Source organism: Rothia sp. HMSC068F09, assembly GCF_001812775.1.
Lineage (GTDB): Bacteria > Actinomycetota > Actinomycetes > Actinomycetales > Micrococcaceae > Rothia > Rothia mucilaginosa_A.
Window position 1 is genome coordinate 180,357 of record NZ_KV810424.1, and the last position, 15,575, is coordinate 195,931.

At 62.1% G+C, this 15,575-nt stretch carries 11 protein-coding genes and 1 tRNA gene; 1 reads left to right on the top strand and 11 read right to left on the bottom strand.

What is annotated here, in order from left to right:
* Window positions 1-114: 114 nt before the first annotated feature.
* A complete protein-coding gene (locus HMPREF2874_RS04605) occupies window positions 115-915 on the top strand; it encodes a DNA-3-methyladenine glycosylase I (RefSeq protein WP_070649093.1) in 801 nt (266 codons plus the stop codon).
* Between the two features lie 129 nt (window positions 916-1,044).
* On the opposite strand, the gene HMPREF2874_RS04610 is transcribed toward HMPREF2874_RS04605, so the two are convergent.
* From HMPREF2874_RS04610 to HMPREF2874_RS04660, 11 genes are all read right to left on the bottom strand, one after another.
* Window positions 1,045-1,437 carry a DUF1304 domain-containing protein gene (locus HMPREF2874_RS04610; RefSeq protein WP_049332590.1) on the bottom strand — a complete coding sequence of 131 codons (393 nt, stop codon included), beginning with the start codon at window positions 1,435-1,437 and terminating at the stop codon, window positions 1,045-1,047.
* A 292-nt stretch (window positions 1,438-1,729) separates the two neighbouring features.
* Window positions 1,730-3,352 carry an L-lactate permease gene (locus tag HMPREF2874_RS04615; protein ID WP_070649094.1) on the bottom strand — a complete coding sequence of 541 codons (1,623 nt, stop codon included), beginning with the start codon at window positions 3,350-3,352 and terminating at the stop codon, window positions 1,730-1,732.
* Window positions 3,353-3,921: 569 nt separating this feature from the next.
* Window positions 3,922-5,544: an L-lactate permease gene (locus tag HMPREF2874_RS04620; RefSeq protein WP_070649095.1), complete on the bottom strand. Its 1,623-nt coding sequence runs from the start codon at window positions 5,542-5,544 to the stop codon at window positions 3,922-3,924.
* A gap of 556 nt (window positions 5,545-6,100) precedes the next feature.
* Window positions 6,101-7,747, bottom strand: coding sequence for an L-lactate permease (locus HMPREF2874_RS04625; protein ID WP_070649096.1), 1,647 nt, complete (start codon window positions 7,745-7,747; stop codon window positions 6,101-6,103).
* A 563-nt stretch (window positions 7,748-8,310) separates the two neighbouring features.
* Window positions 8,311-8,384, bottom strand: a tRNA-Pro gene (locus HMPREF2874_RS04630).
* Between the two features lie 254 nt (window positions 8,385-8,638).
* Window positions 8,639-10,219: a ribosome biogenesis GTPase Der gene (gene der, locus HMPREF2874_RS04635; RefSeq protein ID WP_070649097.1), complete on the bottom strand. Its 1,581-nt coding sequence runs from the start codon at window positions 10,217-10,219 to the stop codon at window positions 8,639-8,641.
* A 111-nt stretch (window positions 10,220-10,330) separates the two neighbouring features.
* Window positions 10,331-11,023 carry a (d)CMP kinase gene (gene cmk / locus HMPREF2874_RS09375; protein ID WP_049332579.1) on the bottom strand — a complete coding sequence of 231 codons (693 nt, stop codon included), beginning with the start codon at window positions 11,021-11,023 and terminating at the stop codon, window positions 10,331-10,333.
* 50 nt (window positions 11,024-11,073) lie between these two features.
* On the bottom strand, window positions 11,074-12,243 hold the full coding sequence (locus HMPREF2874_RS04645) for a prephenate dehydrogenase (protein WP_083309845.1): 1,170 nt from the start codon (window positions 12,241-12,243) through the stop codon (window positions 11,074-11,076).
* 19 nt (window positions 12,244-12,262) lie between these two features.
* The gene (locus tag HMPREF2874_RS04650) at window positions 12,263-13,423 is read right to left on the bottom strand and encodes a pseudouridine synthase (protein ID WP_070649099.1); all 1,161 of its coding nucleotides are present in this window, start codon (window positions 13,421-13,423) and stop codon (window positions 12,263-12,265) included.
* Between the two features lie 81 nt (window positions 13,424-13,504).
* Entirely contained in the window at window positions 13,505-14,479 is a 975-nt protein-coding gene (gene scpB / locus HMPREF2874_RS04655) for an SMC-Scp complex subunit ScpB (RefSeq protein ID WP_070649100.1), read from the bottom strand.
* Window positions 14,472-15,485 carry a segregation and condensation protein A gene (locus HMPREF2874_RS04660; protein WP_070649101.1) on the bottom strand — a complete coding sequence of 338 codons (1,014 nt, stop codon included), beginning with the start codon at window positions 15,483-15,485 and terminating at the stop codon, window positions 14,472-14,474. Before HMPREF2874_RS04660 ends, scpB begins: the two co-directional genes overlap by 8 nt.
* Window positions 15,486-15,575: the final 90 nt, after the last annotated feature.

The following is a 15,575-nucleotide window of genomic DNA, read 5'->3' on the forward strand; positions in this document are numbered from 1 at the left end:
CATCGAATATACTTGCGAAATTACCGCGCGGAGCGTTAGTGTTTAAATAGAACATATCTCCGGAATAACTTTCGGGGCACGCGAATTGACCGAGATTCTCAGAGAGGAGCAATCATGATTTCGCAGGTTCCCAATAACGTCACCGCCAAGAGCTCCCCGAGCTACCCCGCGTGGGTCACCGATGAGCTCCTGCGCGACTACTACGACACGGAGTGGGGCGTTCCCGTCACCGATGAGCGCGGGCTCTTCGAGGCTCTCAGCCTCGAAGCGTTCCAGGTGGGTCTCTCTTGGCGTACGATTCTCGCTCGCAGGGAGGCCTTCCGACGAGCTTTTGAGGGGTTCGACCCCGAGCGTGTGGCTTTCTTTAACGAGCGAGATGTTGCGCGACTGCTCGAGGATGGGGACATTATCCGCAACGAACGCAAGATTCGGGCGGTAATTTCCAACGCCAAGCTCACCCTGCAGATGCGCGAGCTGGCCGAAGCTTCCGATAGCTTTCCCGCCGAGGGTATCCCGCTCCCCCTCATCGCATCTTCCTCCGCACCCAACGAGGCGGGCCGCACCGAACCTCCACAGGCCGAGGTACCGCGCACGGTTCGTCGCCGGGGCCGAACGCTAAGCATTGAAGAGCTGGAACGGATGCGCGAGCGCACCCTACCCGACGGTACGCGCGTTCCGGGTGGGCTCCCCGCATGGCTGTGGTCCTTTGCGCCGAACGAGACCATTGCACCGCGCACTCTGGAGGAGATTCCAACCGATACCGCCGAGTCCGCGGTGCTCGCCAAGTCTTTCAAAGCGTTGGGTGGGGTCTTCCTGGGGCCGGTGACCGCGTACGCGCTCATGTGCGCGGTGGGCATGGTGGATGCGCATCTGCTCGATTCGCACCGGCGCGGATGCTCAGGCCTCTTCAACTAGCCGCGCCTCTACACCCATGGTGCGATCAGCCGTGGCGCGACCGCGGAGGGCATAGAAAAACCGCGCGTCGCATCTTTCGATGCAGCGCGCGGCCTGAAGATTAGCGTTCCTCTGCGAGCCCGACAGGTCTTAGCGGATGGTCACGAAGAGGAAAATCAGGGACAGCAGCGGCGGAACCAGCTGAATCAACGCGGGCTTACGCTTAGCCGGGGAGGTCAGGAACAGGTAGATGCCGGCGATAGCCATGGCGCCCAGGCCCGCGAAGAGCAGAGCCACGCCAACCTGCGGGGAACCAAACCAGAAAGCCAGCAGGCCGGTTGCCGCAATCCACGCAATCATCAGGTTGTACAGGCCCTGGTTAGCCGCCATTTCCCTGGTGGATTCCGCGAATTCCTCGGTCATGCCGAAGATTTCACGGCCCTTGGGCTTGGTCCAGAGGAAGGACTCAATAACCCAGATGTAGATGTGAATTGCGATTGCCACGAAGGCGAAAACGGTGGTAACCGTTGCAAGGCTCTGCATCGCCGTCTCCTCATGCTAGTAGGTCGTCTGTCAGGTGTGCATCCATCGCAATATACGGGCGGGTAACTGTCTGACCGGCAGCCCGGCGGCCGCCTCCGCACCCGTCGTCTTCGGTGCATGGGCACAAGCACCCATTTTACTCTTCCCCGGTAATGCCTGCATTGCACCGCCGCACATGCTCAGATTCGGACATCCGAGCATACGGTGAACGCCCGCCGCTACGGCGTGTAGCAACGGGCGCTCGAGAAGCCTTCAGCCCTCGTACTTCTTCAGAGGAGAAGTCGGGGACGGGCTAGTGCATGAACAGAGAGAGGAGGTAGGTCCAGATGCACAGTAGCACCAGCAGGAAGAGGCTGTACTTGATGGTAATTGAGGTAACCTTCGACTCCTGACCGGCCTGGTTCACGGCGGCTACCGCCACCGCAATCGACTGCGGGGAAACGATCTTACCCATCACACCACCGGAGGTATTGGCGGCCACCAGTATAGCGGGGTCCACGCCAATCTGCTGCGCGGTGCTTGCTTGCAATCCGGCAAAGAGCACGTTGTTGTTGGTGACCGAACCGGTCACGAACACACCGACCCAGCCGATGGCGGGAGAGAAGAGCGGGAAGAATGCACCGGCGGAAGCTACCGCAAGCGCGATAGAAGAGGTCATGCCTGCGTAGTTCATCAGGTTTGCCACGGACATCACCAGGCAAATCATATAGATGGGCTTCTTCAGCTGCTGCCAGGATCCGTTGAGCTCCTGCAGGGTCTCACGCACGGTAATCTTCGAGGTCAGGGCGGAGAGCAGAGCCGCCACCAGAATCGCGGTACCTGCGGCACCCAGAATGTTCCAGTTGAAGACCGCGTGAATTGCCAGGCCCTCGCCATCACCAATCTGGTGGTGAATACCGGGCACGTGGAAGCTAAGGTTTGCAAAGCCCAGCGGCCCATTAGCGTCGAAGACGGGCTTCAGCACGGTGGACCAGAGCAGGATGGTCGCGGAAAGGAAGATGAAAGGGCTCCAAGCGCTGACAATTTCACGCAGGCTGTATACCGGGTCCTTCTTCCCCGCCAGCTCCTCCAAGGTTGGGGCGGTGGGCTCGCGGTAGATGTGCTTGGGCTGCCAGAAACGCATGACGGTCGCCAGGAAGACCAGACCGACCAGCGGAGGCAGAATACCGATGAGTTCGGGGGACTGAAGGACCCACAGCATGATGCTCTGCAGGCCGGAAATCACGATGCCGGTAGCCAGAGCAATCGGGCCGACTTCTCGGACGCCCCGCAGGCCGTCCTGAATGGCGACCACGAGTACGGGCACGAGGGCCGCAAAAATCTGCAGAACCCAGACCAACTGGTCGGAGAGATGTCCCAGGTCCACGTTACCGATGGCGGCACCGGTGGTCACCGGAATGCCGACCGCGCCGTACGCGCCCACGGTAGCGTTGGCGACCAGGGAGAGCATGGCGGCCTTGAGCGGGTTGAATCCCAGGGCTACCAGTAGCGCCACTGAGATAGCAATCGGGATGCCGAAACCAGCCGCGCCCTCGATAAATCCGGCAAAGCAGAGGGCGATGAGCAGCACCTGGATGCGCTGGTCCGGTGAAATAGAGGAAACCGAGGCTCGCACGACGGCAAATTTTCCGCTACGCACCGTGATGCGGTAAAGCCACACAGCCATGAGCACAATCCAGCCGATGGGCCAGAACGCGGAGAGGAAACCATAGAGGATTGAACCGGCCGCCGCCGTCACGGGTAGCCGAAAAACACCCAGTGCAATACCCAGGGTGAGGACAAGGGTAATCAGGGCTGATTTAATGCCGCTGAGTTTGAATACCGTAAGGCAGAGCAGAAAAAGAATGATGGGGGATGCCGCCACGAGTGCCGAAAGCACCGGGGCATTGAGAGGGTCATAGGTCTGAGACCACATATGCTGTCCTTCCCCGCCGCAGGAGTACCTACAGCGGCTTGGATGTCGCTTTAAGGTACGCCCGTTTACCGTTTTGGGGTGCGCGGAGACGCAACCTCACGCCGCCTCTGCTACTGCGATTTTCGCCCGGAAGGCGTAGCAACATCATGTCTGTGTGTTGGGCTCTGACGGAAGGCGTAGCGCGGGAAAGGATAGGCACGATATGGGGGCATCGGTTCTCTCGCCGGAGGCCTCGAGGCTAAAATCTCTTAGCCCGTAGCTCGCCTTCGGCGCCAATGCCCATATAGAAGGTTATCACCATCGTTTGTTGAATGTTAGGAGCTTTTACAGAGCGAAATATCATTTAAGTATCATTATCATTTATTGATTATCTATGCTCTGTATTCCGCGTCCCCGGGCTGGGAGTACCGGGCTGGGAGGGCAGCGCAAGCCTTACGCCATCTTCATACTCCCCGCTTCAACACGAAGGCCCCTTCCCGACCGTCGACGATTGGGAAGGGGGCCGGTGCATTGCGGCTTGTCGGGAGGCTATCGTGCCGCCGCCCCACAAGCCGCACCCATGAGCGGCATTAGCCCACCATGAGCGAGAGAGCGTAGGACCAGACACACACCAGGACCAGCAGAATAGCACTGTACTTGATAGACATGGAGGTAATCTTCGATTCCTCGCCGGCGCTATTCACAGCCGCCGCCGCAATGGCAATCGACTGCGGGGAGACGATCTTGCCCATCACACCACCGGCGGTATTAGCGGCCACCAGCAGGGTCGGGTCAACACCGATCTGGGTCGCGGTGGTGGACTGCAGGCCGGCGAAGAGCACGTTCGCGTTGGTCACCGAACCGGTCACGAACACGCCAATCCAACCGATGATCGGCGAGAGCAGCGGGAAGAGCGAACCGGCCGCAGCCAGCGCAAGCGCGATGGAGGTGGTCATGCCGGCGTAGTTCATCACGTTAGCCACGGACATCACCAGGCAGATCATGAGAATCGGCATCTTCAGCTGGTTCCAGGTGCCGCCAAGCTCCTCGAACGCCTCAGCCCAGCTAATCTTCGAGGTCAGTACGGTAATCAGTGCCGCCACCAGAATTGCGGTGCCGGAAGCCCCCAGGGTGTTCCAGGAGAAGGTCGCCGTTACGGTCTTACCCGCCCCGGTAACGATAGCTTCGTGCACCCCGGGAATGGGGAAGGTCAGGGTTGCGGCACCCAGCGGGCCGTTAGCAGCAAAGAGCGGCTTGAGGGCGGTGGACCACAGCAGAATGGTCACGGAGAGGTAAATAAAGGGGCTCCACGCCTTGACGATTTCACCGGCGGAGTGCTTGACGCCCTGCTGGGCCTTGACCTCTTCGAGGGTGGGAGCGGTGGGCTCGCGGTAAATGTGCCTGGGCTGCCACTTGCTCATGATCAGGGCCAGTACCACTAGGGCCAGCAGCGGCGGGATGATATCGGCCAGCTCAGAGGAACCCAGGAAGAGCAGTACGCCGACCTGTCCACCGGAGAAGATGACGCCGGTCAGCAGCGCTACGAGACCGACCTCGCGGATGCCGCGCAGGCCGTCCTGAATGGCGACCATGAGCAGGGGCACGATGGCCACAAAGATATGCAGGACCGGGACCATACCGGCGGAAAGGTGCGCGGTGTCAAGGTTGGCGACCTTAGCCGCGGTGGTCACGGGAATACCGATGGCGCCGTACGCGCCGGATGCAGCGTTAGCGACCAGCGCCAGCATTGAGGCCTTGAGCGGGTTGAAGCCCAGGGATACCAGCAGGGCGGCACAAATAGCGATAGGGATACCGAAACCAGCCGCACCCTCGATGAATCCGCCAAAGCAGAAGGCAATCAGCAGCACCTGGATGCGCTGGTCATCGGTAATAGACGAGACGGAGGCTCGCACGGTGTCGAAGTTACCGGCGCGCACGGCGATGCGGTAGAGCCACACGGCCATGAGCACGATCCATCCGATAGGCCAGGCGCCGGAGAGGAAGCCGGAGAGCACGGAGCCCGCGCCGGCGGCAATCGGCAGGCCGAAGACGGCGCAACCGATGACGAGGGTCACGACGAGGGTCAGGATGGCCGACTTGAGACCGCTGAGCTTCAGAACGGTGAGGCTCAGCAGAAAGAGAATAACGGGGATTGCTGCCACGAGTGCTGAGAGCACCGGTGCGTTGAGCGGGTCATAGACTTGCTGCCACATAGGGGCGGGGCGTTCCTTTCGGTCTGTGCTGTATGTGGCATCCTCCCCGCCGGGGCGCGTCTACCCGGGCTACCGGGTGTTCCGTGAGCGGTAAAGCAGGCGGTAAAAAGGCCGCATAAAACCGATGGCCCCGTCCTGTGCGTCGTGGACGGGTCCATCGGTAAAGCATGGTAATTAAGCACGCGATGGAGGCTTGAGCCGACGGCTCCGCGCCTCCGCTCAACCCGGGGCGACCGCCTCCGAGTTCTGGGTGCTTTTGACTTTATCCCCTAACGCTAACAGGTCTCATGGGCTACTTCAGGATAGGTTTACCTTAAATCTGCACAGATGGGGCACATCCGCATTTTTACGCCCGAATAGCTCCCGGTTTTCCTCTTCATTTTCTTCCCCACAGGGTGTTCAGCAGACATGTTCGCGCTCGCCAGAAATACCCCTACTCCCCCACCCGTGCACGGGTGATGGTCCTCCAATACGCGCGTGAGCCCCCGTCCACACAGGTGGACGGGGGCTCACGCCGCGGTTCTTAGGTTCCCGGCAGGGGTACCCCGAACCAATATTAGGAAGGCATAACCAGCGACAGCACGTATACCCAAACACAGGTGACAACCAGCAGGGCTGCACTGTACTTGATCGCCATCGAGGTAATCTTCGATTCCTCGCCAGAGCTGTTCACAGCAGCGGCCGCAATAGCAATCGACTGCGGGGACACAATCTTTGCCATCACACCACCGGCGGTGTTAGATGCAACCAGCAGGGTCTGGCTGACGCCAATCTGCTGTGCGGTGGTAGCCTGCAGGCCAGCGAAGAGGATGTTGTTGTTCACCACGGAGCCGGTCACGAACACGCCGATCCAACCGATGATCGGGGACAGCAGCGGGAAGATTGCGCCCACAGCGGCAACAGCCAGTGCGATGGAGGTAATCATACCGGCGTAGTTCATGACGTTAGCGACGGACATGACCAGGCAGATCATGATGATCGGGGTCTGCAGCTGCTTCCAGGTTGCGCCGAGCTCCTCGATGGCCTCACCCCAGCTGATGGAGGAGGTCAGGATGGTGATGATAGCAGCCACCAGAATTGCGGTACCGGAAGCACCGATGATGTTCCAGGTGAAGGTCACATCAAATGCCTTGGGTGCAGGAACAATCGGGGCAACCTGCTGGATGCTCTGGTGCAGCCCCGGAATGTTGAAGCTCAGGTTGCTGAAGGCCAACAGACCACCCTTAGCGAAGAGCGGCTTGAAGGCGGTGGACCAGAGCAGAATCACGACGGACAGGTAGATGAAGGGGCTCCATGCCTTGATAACCTCGCCGGCGGAAGCGCTCTTCTTGTTCTTCTGCTCCGCCTGGACCTCTTCGAGGGTGGGGGCGGTGGGTTCGCGGAAGATGTGCTTGGGCTGCCACTTCTGCATGATGAGGGCCAGGGCGACCAGGGCCAGCAGCGGCGGGATGACGTCGACGAGCTCGGGGTTGCCGAGGCCTGCAAGCAGGACGGACTGGCCGCCGGAGTAGACGAGGCCCACAATCAGGGCCACCAGACCGACCTCGCGGATACCGCGGATGCCGTCCTGAATAGCAACGAGCAGAACGGGGATGAGAGCCGCGATAATCTGGATGACCAGAACCAGCTCGGTGGAGAGGCCGTGCAGGTCAACGCCGCCGCGGGTTGCCGCGGTGGTCACGGGAATACCGATGGCGCCGTACGCACCGGAGCTCACGTTAGCAATCAGCGCGAACATTGCGGCCTTGAGCGGGTTGAAGCCCAGGGACACCAGCAGTGCCGCACAGATAGCAATCGGGATACCGAAGCCTGCGGCACCTTCGAGGAAGCCGCCGAAGCAAAAGGCGATCAGCAGCATCTGGATGCGCTGGTCGGTCGAGATTGCGGAGATGGAGGAGCGGACGGTCTCAAAGCCGCCGGACCGCACCGAGATGCGGTACAGCCACACTGCCATGAGGACGATCCAGCCAATGGGCCACATGCCCGAAAGGAAACCGTAGAGGATGGAGCCGGCACCGGCGGTCACGGGCAGGCCGAAGACTGCACAGCCGATGACGAGTGCGAGCGCCAGGGAGATGACGGCAGATTTAATACCGCTGAGCTTCAGGACGGTGAGGCCCAGAAGGAAGAAAATAATCGGGACTGCTGCCACGAGTGCGGAGAGAGCACTCGAGTGTAGCGGGTCGTAGACTTGCTGCCACATGATTGTATTGCGTTCCTTTCCACGCCCCGAGGGGCGGGATCGTTATGCCGTAAACCTGCCCGGTTCCCCGCCCTGCGGGATATACCGAGAGCGTCCTTCTCGTCGTGCCAGAAAGGTACCGTGCGAAGAGGTGTCTTCGCGTGGGTTTATGTTGGTTTTACGGCTGTGAATTCTGAGTGTGCCAAACCGTGTTTAGGTCACATAAACCTAAATATTCCTTGATATATCAAGGAAATCTAACCCCGGGAAGGGCGGTTTGCGTAACATTGAACACGGTTCCTTGATATCCAATGTACCATCGAATACCCACATATTCAGACGTATTCCAACATTTAGATTCAAGCTCATATTTACATTTCTACCCAAACTACCCGTACCATCGGCAGTTTTGCGGCTCGGGCTCTCCCTCCCCCATCCGAATCCGCGCCCGCAGGAGGTAACATAACGCAACATACACTTGGCACGCCAAGCGGCCGATACTCGCGAATCGGATAAATGGCCCGTATAAGATTCAGAGCATACAAAAAAGCTCCGGAAGGAAAATCCTCCCGGAGCTTTATCTGTCGGGTTGACAGGATTTGAACCTGCGACCCCTTGACCCCCAGTCAAGTGCGCTACCAAGCTGCGCCACAACCCGATTCGTTATTCACGATTAGCCCGGGGTTTCCCCCCGAACACTCGAATAACTATACCGGTGTTTTCGGCACCTCGCAAGCCAGATTCACAATTTTTAGAAAAAATCTTAAAAATCTTTTGGACGCGCCTGCTGTCGGTCCGCCGACCCCGTTCTCAAAAACGCAACCGGCGCCGAACGCGCCGCGCGCCGGGGCCACGGCACAACCCGTCACCCCGGCACACGAACCGTTCCGGTCCTAATGGGCCAGGCCTCCGCTAACGGCGTCCGCCCTTACCCTTCTTAGCCTTCGCGCTCTGGCGCTCCCCCAGGGTGCGGCGCTCACGCACGCGCATCGAAATCTCAATTGGGGTGCCGGTGAAATCAAAGGTCTCACGCAGACGACGCATGATGAAGCGGCGGTAGCCCGGATCCAGGAAGCCGGTCGTAAACAGCACAAACTTCGGCGGGCGCGAAGACACCTGAGTACCGAACAGGATGCGCGGCTGCTTACCACCGCGCAGCGGGTGCGGATGCGCGGCCACAATCTCACCCAGGAATGCGTTCAGGCGGCCGGTCGGAATACGCGAATCCCACGACTCCAGCGAGTGCTCCAGGGCCGGGACCAGCTTGTCCTTGTGCCAACCGGTCTTCGCCGAAATATTCACACGAGGAGCCCACTTCACGTGCGCCAGGTCGCGCTCAATCTCGCGCTCCAGCATCTCGCGGCGATCCTCGTCGAGGGTATCCCACTTGTTGAAGGCCAGAACCATCGCGCGGCCCGAGTCAATCACGGTCTGCACGATGCGCACATCCTGCTCAGAAATCGGCTCGGAAACATCCAGCAGCACCACGGCAACCTCGGAACGCTCCAGGGCGGTCTGGGTACGCAGCGAGGAGTAGAACTCCGCGCCCTTCGCCATGTGCTGGCGACGGCGAATACCCGCGGTATCCACAAAACGCCAGGGGTAGCCGCCCAGCTCGATGATCTCGTCAATCGGGTCGCGGGTGGTACCGGCCAGGTCGTTCACCACGGCACGCTCAGAGCCCGCCAGCTTGTTCAGCAGCGAGGACTTACCCACGTTCGGGCGACCCACCAGAGCCACACGACGCGGGCCGCCCAGCGCCTCCGGCTGAGCGAACTGCGAGTGCTCCGGCATGACCTCAAGGATCTCGTCCAGGGCATCCGCCAGGCCGCGGCCGTGCAGACCCGAAACGGGGAACGGCTGACCCATGCCCAGCGACCAGAGGTTATAAATCTCCGGCTCCAGGTGGGCGTCGTCAATCTTGTTGGCAATCAGAATGATCGGCTTCTTCACACGGCGCAGCATGCGCACGATCTGCTCATCCGAGGCGGTCACGCCCACGCGGGCATCCACCACCAGGACCACAACATCGGCCTGCTCCACCGCAATCTCGGCCTGATCGGCCACCTGAGCATCAATACCGCGGGCATCAGACTCCCAGCCACCGGTATCCACCAGGGTGAAGCTCTTGCCCAACCACTCGGCCTTGTAGGACACGCGGTCGCGGGTCACGCCCGGCTTATCCTCCACCACGGCCTCACGGCGGCCCAGAATACGGTTGATGATGGTCGACTTACCCACGTTCGGGCGGCCAACAATCGCCACCACCGGGTCGGCCAGCTGCTCTTCATCTTCCTCGATGTCGAAGCCCCAGGCACCCAGCAGGGCGCGGTCCTCTTCATCCAGGTCGTAGTCTTCCAGGCCCTCCAACAGGGCCTGGGCACGCTGGTCGGCGGTTTCGTCGTCAATCTCAGCCAGGCGCTCGGTAACGTCGTCCTCGCCACCGCCCAGGTACTTCTCTTCGTAATCGTCGCGGATAGCGTCCTCAGCCATGCGCGCTCCTTTCTCTACCCGCCCCGCGACCAACCCATCGGTCAGCACGCGAGCGCGGCTCAACGTCTTCTCGGGAGCGAATACCCCGCTCCCCCGGCGTTTCCGCGGAGCCTAGCCCGCGCGCTTCGCCTTCAACTGGTCGTTCACGGCGTTAATCACCGCGGAGACCGTCTCATTAAAATCAAGGTCCGAGCTGTCCACCAGGGTCACGCCCTCGGCGGCCTCCATGAAGTTATTGACCTTCGCATCCTTCGCGTCACGCTCGGCGATCTGCTTGCTCAGATCACCCGAAGCGCCGGACTTCTCGGAGTTCTCCAGGCCGCGGCGAGCCATGCGTACTTCCTCGGAGGCGGTCAGCAGGATGCGTGCGTCAGCATCGGGAGCCACCACGGTCGTAATATCGCGGCCCTCGGCGACCATACCGTTCACGGCGTGGTCAATCGTCCAACGCTGCAGACCGATGAGGTACTCGCGAACCGCCGGAACCGAAGCCACGGCAGACACGGCCGAAGAAATGCGCTCGCTACGAATCTCCTCACGGATATCGGTGGAGCCCATCATGATCTCTTCCTCGTTGATGTTCGTGCCGAACACCAGGGGCATCTCCTTGACGGCCTTCGCGATGGCCTCGGCATCATTCAGGTCAATGCCGAGCTCCAGCACACGGTAGGTTGCGGCGCGGTACATCGCACCGGTATCCAGGTAGGCCAGGCCAAAGTGACGGGCCACTTCCTTAGACACAGACGACTTGCCGGAGCCGGAAGGTCCGTCGATAGCAATCGTCAGTTTAGGGTTCTCGTGCATTGCACTCCTTTAATTCGTCTCGCTCCATGCCGGAAAATACAGCATTAACTCTACTTCACCACGCGCCAGCCGCGGGCCGACAAATCGCGGACCAGCGACTCCAGAATCGAGGGGTTGACCGAGATTTCAGCCATACCCACCGGAGCACCCGTCGAGTGTTCCAGCCGCAGGTCCTCAATATTAGCGCCCAGCTCACCAATCTCGGCGAGCAACCGGGCCAGGGTGCCGGGGGTATCGTCCACCAGCACCGTCATCGTCGCGAAGGCCGCCGGAGCCGTACCGTGCTTACCAGGGATGCGGGCGACACCAGCATTACCCTCGCTCATCAGCTGCGCCAAATCCAGGCGAGCGCCGGAAGCCGTCGGGTTCTCCAGCGTCGAGATGAGCCGGTTCAGGTCATCGCGAACCCCGTAGAGGGTCTGCACAATCGGCTCGGAATTCGCCGCAAAGATCTGAACCCACAGCGTCGGGTCAGAAGCCGCGATACGCACCGTATCGCGTAGCCCCTGACCCGCCAGGGACAGCGCGTACAACGGGGTATCCTGCAGGCGCGAGGCCAGCAACGAGCTCATCGCCTGCGGAACATGAGAAATCAGGGCCACCGTCTGATCGTGCTCCTGCACGCTCAGCGCCGTCACAATCGCACCCAGCTCCACCGCCACGGAACGCACCAGGCGCACGCACTCGGGGCGAACCGAATCGTGCTCGCAGATAATCCACGGACGCGCCTGGAACAGCTCACCACGGGCCGCCACCGGCCCGGACTTCTCGCGACCGGCCATCGGATGCGAACCCACGTAACGGGACGCATCCGCACCCGAGGCAAGCACATCCGCCAGGGGCCGCACCTTCACCGAGGCAACATCCGTCACCGTGGCGCCGGGGTAGCCGGTCTCGGGACGCGGCCCGTACGCCCGCAGGGCCTGCGCGCACACGGTGCCGGCCACATCCGGAGGGGCGGCCACGACCACCAGCTGCGGCTCAAAGCGGGCCCGCTGGTCCTCCGTCAGTGAGGAGAAGCTTGTGCCGGCGCCAATATCCTGCGCCACGGCCTCGGCGGTGGGTGAAATGTCCTGAACGTACACGTCCTCGTACCCGGCCGCGTGCAGACCCAAGCCAATCGAGGCGCCCAGCAGGCCGGAACCGATAATGAGCACCGGGCCGTTCAGGGTCGGGCTCATCGGCAACTCCGGCGGAAGGGATGTCGTAGAGGGGCTCATGACACTCTCCTCTGGGTTCCTACATGTCCACCGAAGCAAGCAGGTGACCAATCTCAACCTTCGAGAGGTTACGAATCGTGCCCTGCTTCTGCGAACCGATACGGATCGGGCCCATCTCGACGCGGACCAGGCGCTCGACCGGGTAGCCGACGGCGTCGAAGAGGCGGCGCACGATACGGTTCTTACCGGAGTGGATGGTCACCTCAACGAGCACGTGGCCGGGGGTGGAATCCACCAGCTTGAACTCGTCCACGCGGGTCACGCCGTCCTCCAGGCGAATACCCTTCTTCATGGCTGCGCCCACGCCGGGCTCCATGGGGCCGGGCACCTGCACCAGGTAGGTCTTAGGCACCTCGTAGGAGGGGTGGGTCAGGCGGTTCGCCAGTTCACCGTCGTTGGTCAGCAGCAGCAGACCCTCGGTCTCAACGTCCAGGCGGCCCACGTGGAACACGCGCTCGCTCATGGAGGAACGCAGGAAGTCAGAGATGCAGGGGCGACCTTCGGGGTCTTCCATGGTGGAGACCACGCCGGCGGGCTTGTTGAATGCCATGTAGACGAGCTTGTCGTTGGTCTGAACGGTCATGCCGTCCACCTGCACGGTCACCTTGGAGGGGTCCACGCGCACGCCCAGCTCGGTCACGACTTCACCGTTGACGGTGACGCGGCCCTCGGTAATCATTTCCTCACACACACGGCGGGAGGCCACGCCGGCCTGAGCCAGCAGCTTCTGCAGGCGCACACCGTCGTGGTCGTAAAACTCGTAGTGGTCGACCGGCGCGTTGCGGGGGCGGCGGGGACGGTGCGGGCCGGCGTAGTTGCTGACGCGGTACTCGCCGCGCTCGTGGGCGAAAGCTTCGCCGGAGCGGTAGGGGCGGCCCGGTGCGCGGCGTTCGCGCTTGGGCAGTTCGGTGCCGCGGCCTCGGCCGGAACCTGCGCGGCCTGCGCCGAACTTCTTCTCGCCAAACTTCTTGTCACCGAACTTCTTCTCGCCGAAGCCCTTTGCGCCGCCCTTGCCTGCGCCACTCTTCGGTGCGCCGGGACGACCACCGCGTGCGGATGCGCCCTTAGCGCCGGGCTTACCGCCCTGACCGGGACGAGCAGCGCCGGGACGGCCACCGCGGGAGTTCTGGGGGCGACCGGATGCAGAGCGGCCGCCGCGGGAGGAGTTTCCATATGCCATGGTGTTCTTCTCTTTTCTGTCGTATAGTGCGAACGTTTCAGGCTTTTCCCGAACGTTCGTTCGTCTTATTGATTCGTTGTCTTAGTCGTTGCCCTCGGCAAGCACTGCAGCTTCCGTGTCATCGGGCAGGAAGGGCGCGAGCGCCGGCAGCTCCTCCAGGGAGTTCAACCCGAGCTTCGCCAGTAGCAGCTCCGTGGTTTCGTAGAGGGTCGCGCCGGTTCCGATTTCTCGCCCGGCCTCGCGAATCAACTGCCGTTGCAGCAGCTGGCGGATGGCCGCGTCCGCGTTCACGCCGCGAATCGAGGCGACCCTCGCGCGGGTCACCGGCTGCCGGTAGGCAATCACGGCAAGCGTCTCGTAGGCGGGCTTGCTCAGGGTCGCGCTCTTGGAGCGAGTCACGAAGCGCGCCACCCAGGGGGCGAAGTCGTCGCGGGCGTAGAGCTTCCAGCCACCGGCGATGCGGCGCAGCTGGAATCCGCGCGGCTCGGGTGAGATGCCTTCCTCGCCGTATTCCGTCTCCTCGCCGTTGTACTCGCGGTACAGCTGATCGAGGGCGTGTTCGACGGCCCGCTCGCTCACGATGAGCGCGGCAGAAAGCTCGCGCACGCTCACGGGGGCCTCGGCGACGGCGAGGATTGCTTCGATGGCGCTTTTGACGCCGCCGGGGATAGCCTCGACACGCGAGAACTCGGCGTCGGGGTCGACCGCCACGCTGGGTGCTGTGGAGGGCCCTCCCGCGGGTATTTTCACCGCGCTCTTCTCTGCACGAGGTGCAGGTTCCTGCGGTGCTTCCGGGCTGTCGGGGGCCTCCGCCGTTTCAGGCCCTTCCGGTTCCTCGGCGGGTTCGGCATCGGGCTCAGCCGGTTCAGCCGTTACCGGCTCTCGGCTCTCAGCCGCCGGTTCGACCGTGGACTCGACCGTAGACCCAACCGGTGCCGAGGCGGTCGGCTCCGTATCGTCCTCAGCGTTCGGGTCCCAGTAGCCCAGGTTCACGATGGCCAGGTCATCGGGGGTGAACTCGCGGTTGAAGCGCGATCCGTTCTCGGGGTTAGTCACGTTCCTCCTCCGGGTCGATGCCGTTCTCGGTGAACTCCGCCTCCGAGGTTTCGCGGGCTTCCGCGCTCTCGGGGTGTACAGGTGCCGAGCCGTCCCGCGCTGCAGAGAGCTCCTCGGGGCGAATCACGAAGCTTCCCGCCGTGGCGCTGGCTCGCACCAGAATCTCGCCCAGGGGATGCTCCTGTTCCACGTGCAGAGCCCCCTCCTTATAGAGCTCCAGCAGGGCCAAGAAACGAACCACCGCAATTTCCAGGTCGCCCGCGCCCCGCACAAGTTCGTCAAAGCGCAGTTCGCGCCCGGAGGCGTCAAGCAGGGTGTGCAGCAGATAGTGTTCTTCGGCGGCGATGGTGGTGACCGGAACATGCAGGTGCTCGTTCAGCTCCTCCACGATTTCTTCCGCGGCGGGCTCGGGTTCGGCGGGCTGCCGGCTCAGCGCGGCGGCCGCAATGCGCGCAAACTCTTCGGCGCCTCCGGCCAGAACCAGTTCGGGTAGGGCGTGGGCAAAGCGTTCTTCGAGGGCGACCGCGCGGGGAAAACGCCGCGCTTCCTGCGCCCAGCGTTCGGCAAAGATATCGGCGACCTCACGGTAGGCGCGGTACTGCAGCAGACGCGCAAAGAGTAGGTCGCGGGCCTCGAGCAGGGCGACATCTTCCTCAAGGGGTTCGCGGTGCTGCGGTAGCAGGCGCGCGGTCTTGAGCTCGAGGAGGGTTGCGGCGGTGACCAGAAATTCGCTGGCCTCGTCCAGGGCTCGCTCCGTACCCTCGGCGTAGAGGGCCTGCAGGTAGGCGAGGAACTCATCGGTCACTTCGGCGAGCGCAACGTCGGTAATGTCGAGTTTGCGGCGCGAAATGAGGGTCAGCAGAAGGTCAAAGGGACCCTCAAAATTACTGAGGGTGAGGGTGAAACCGCGTTCCGGGTTCTGCAGGCCGCGGCCCTCGGATCGGGCGTTCTGGGCGGCCTCTGCGTTCGGTGTCGGTACCCTCACGGCAGCGACGTGTGTGGTCATAAAGACCTGTTCTCCTTATGTGTTTTTCCGTCCCGCGGTCTGGGCGTTACATCCGATCGATGCGCCGGGCAAGCCTGCCAGTATCGGGAG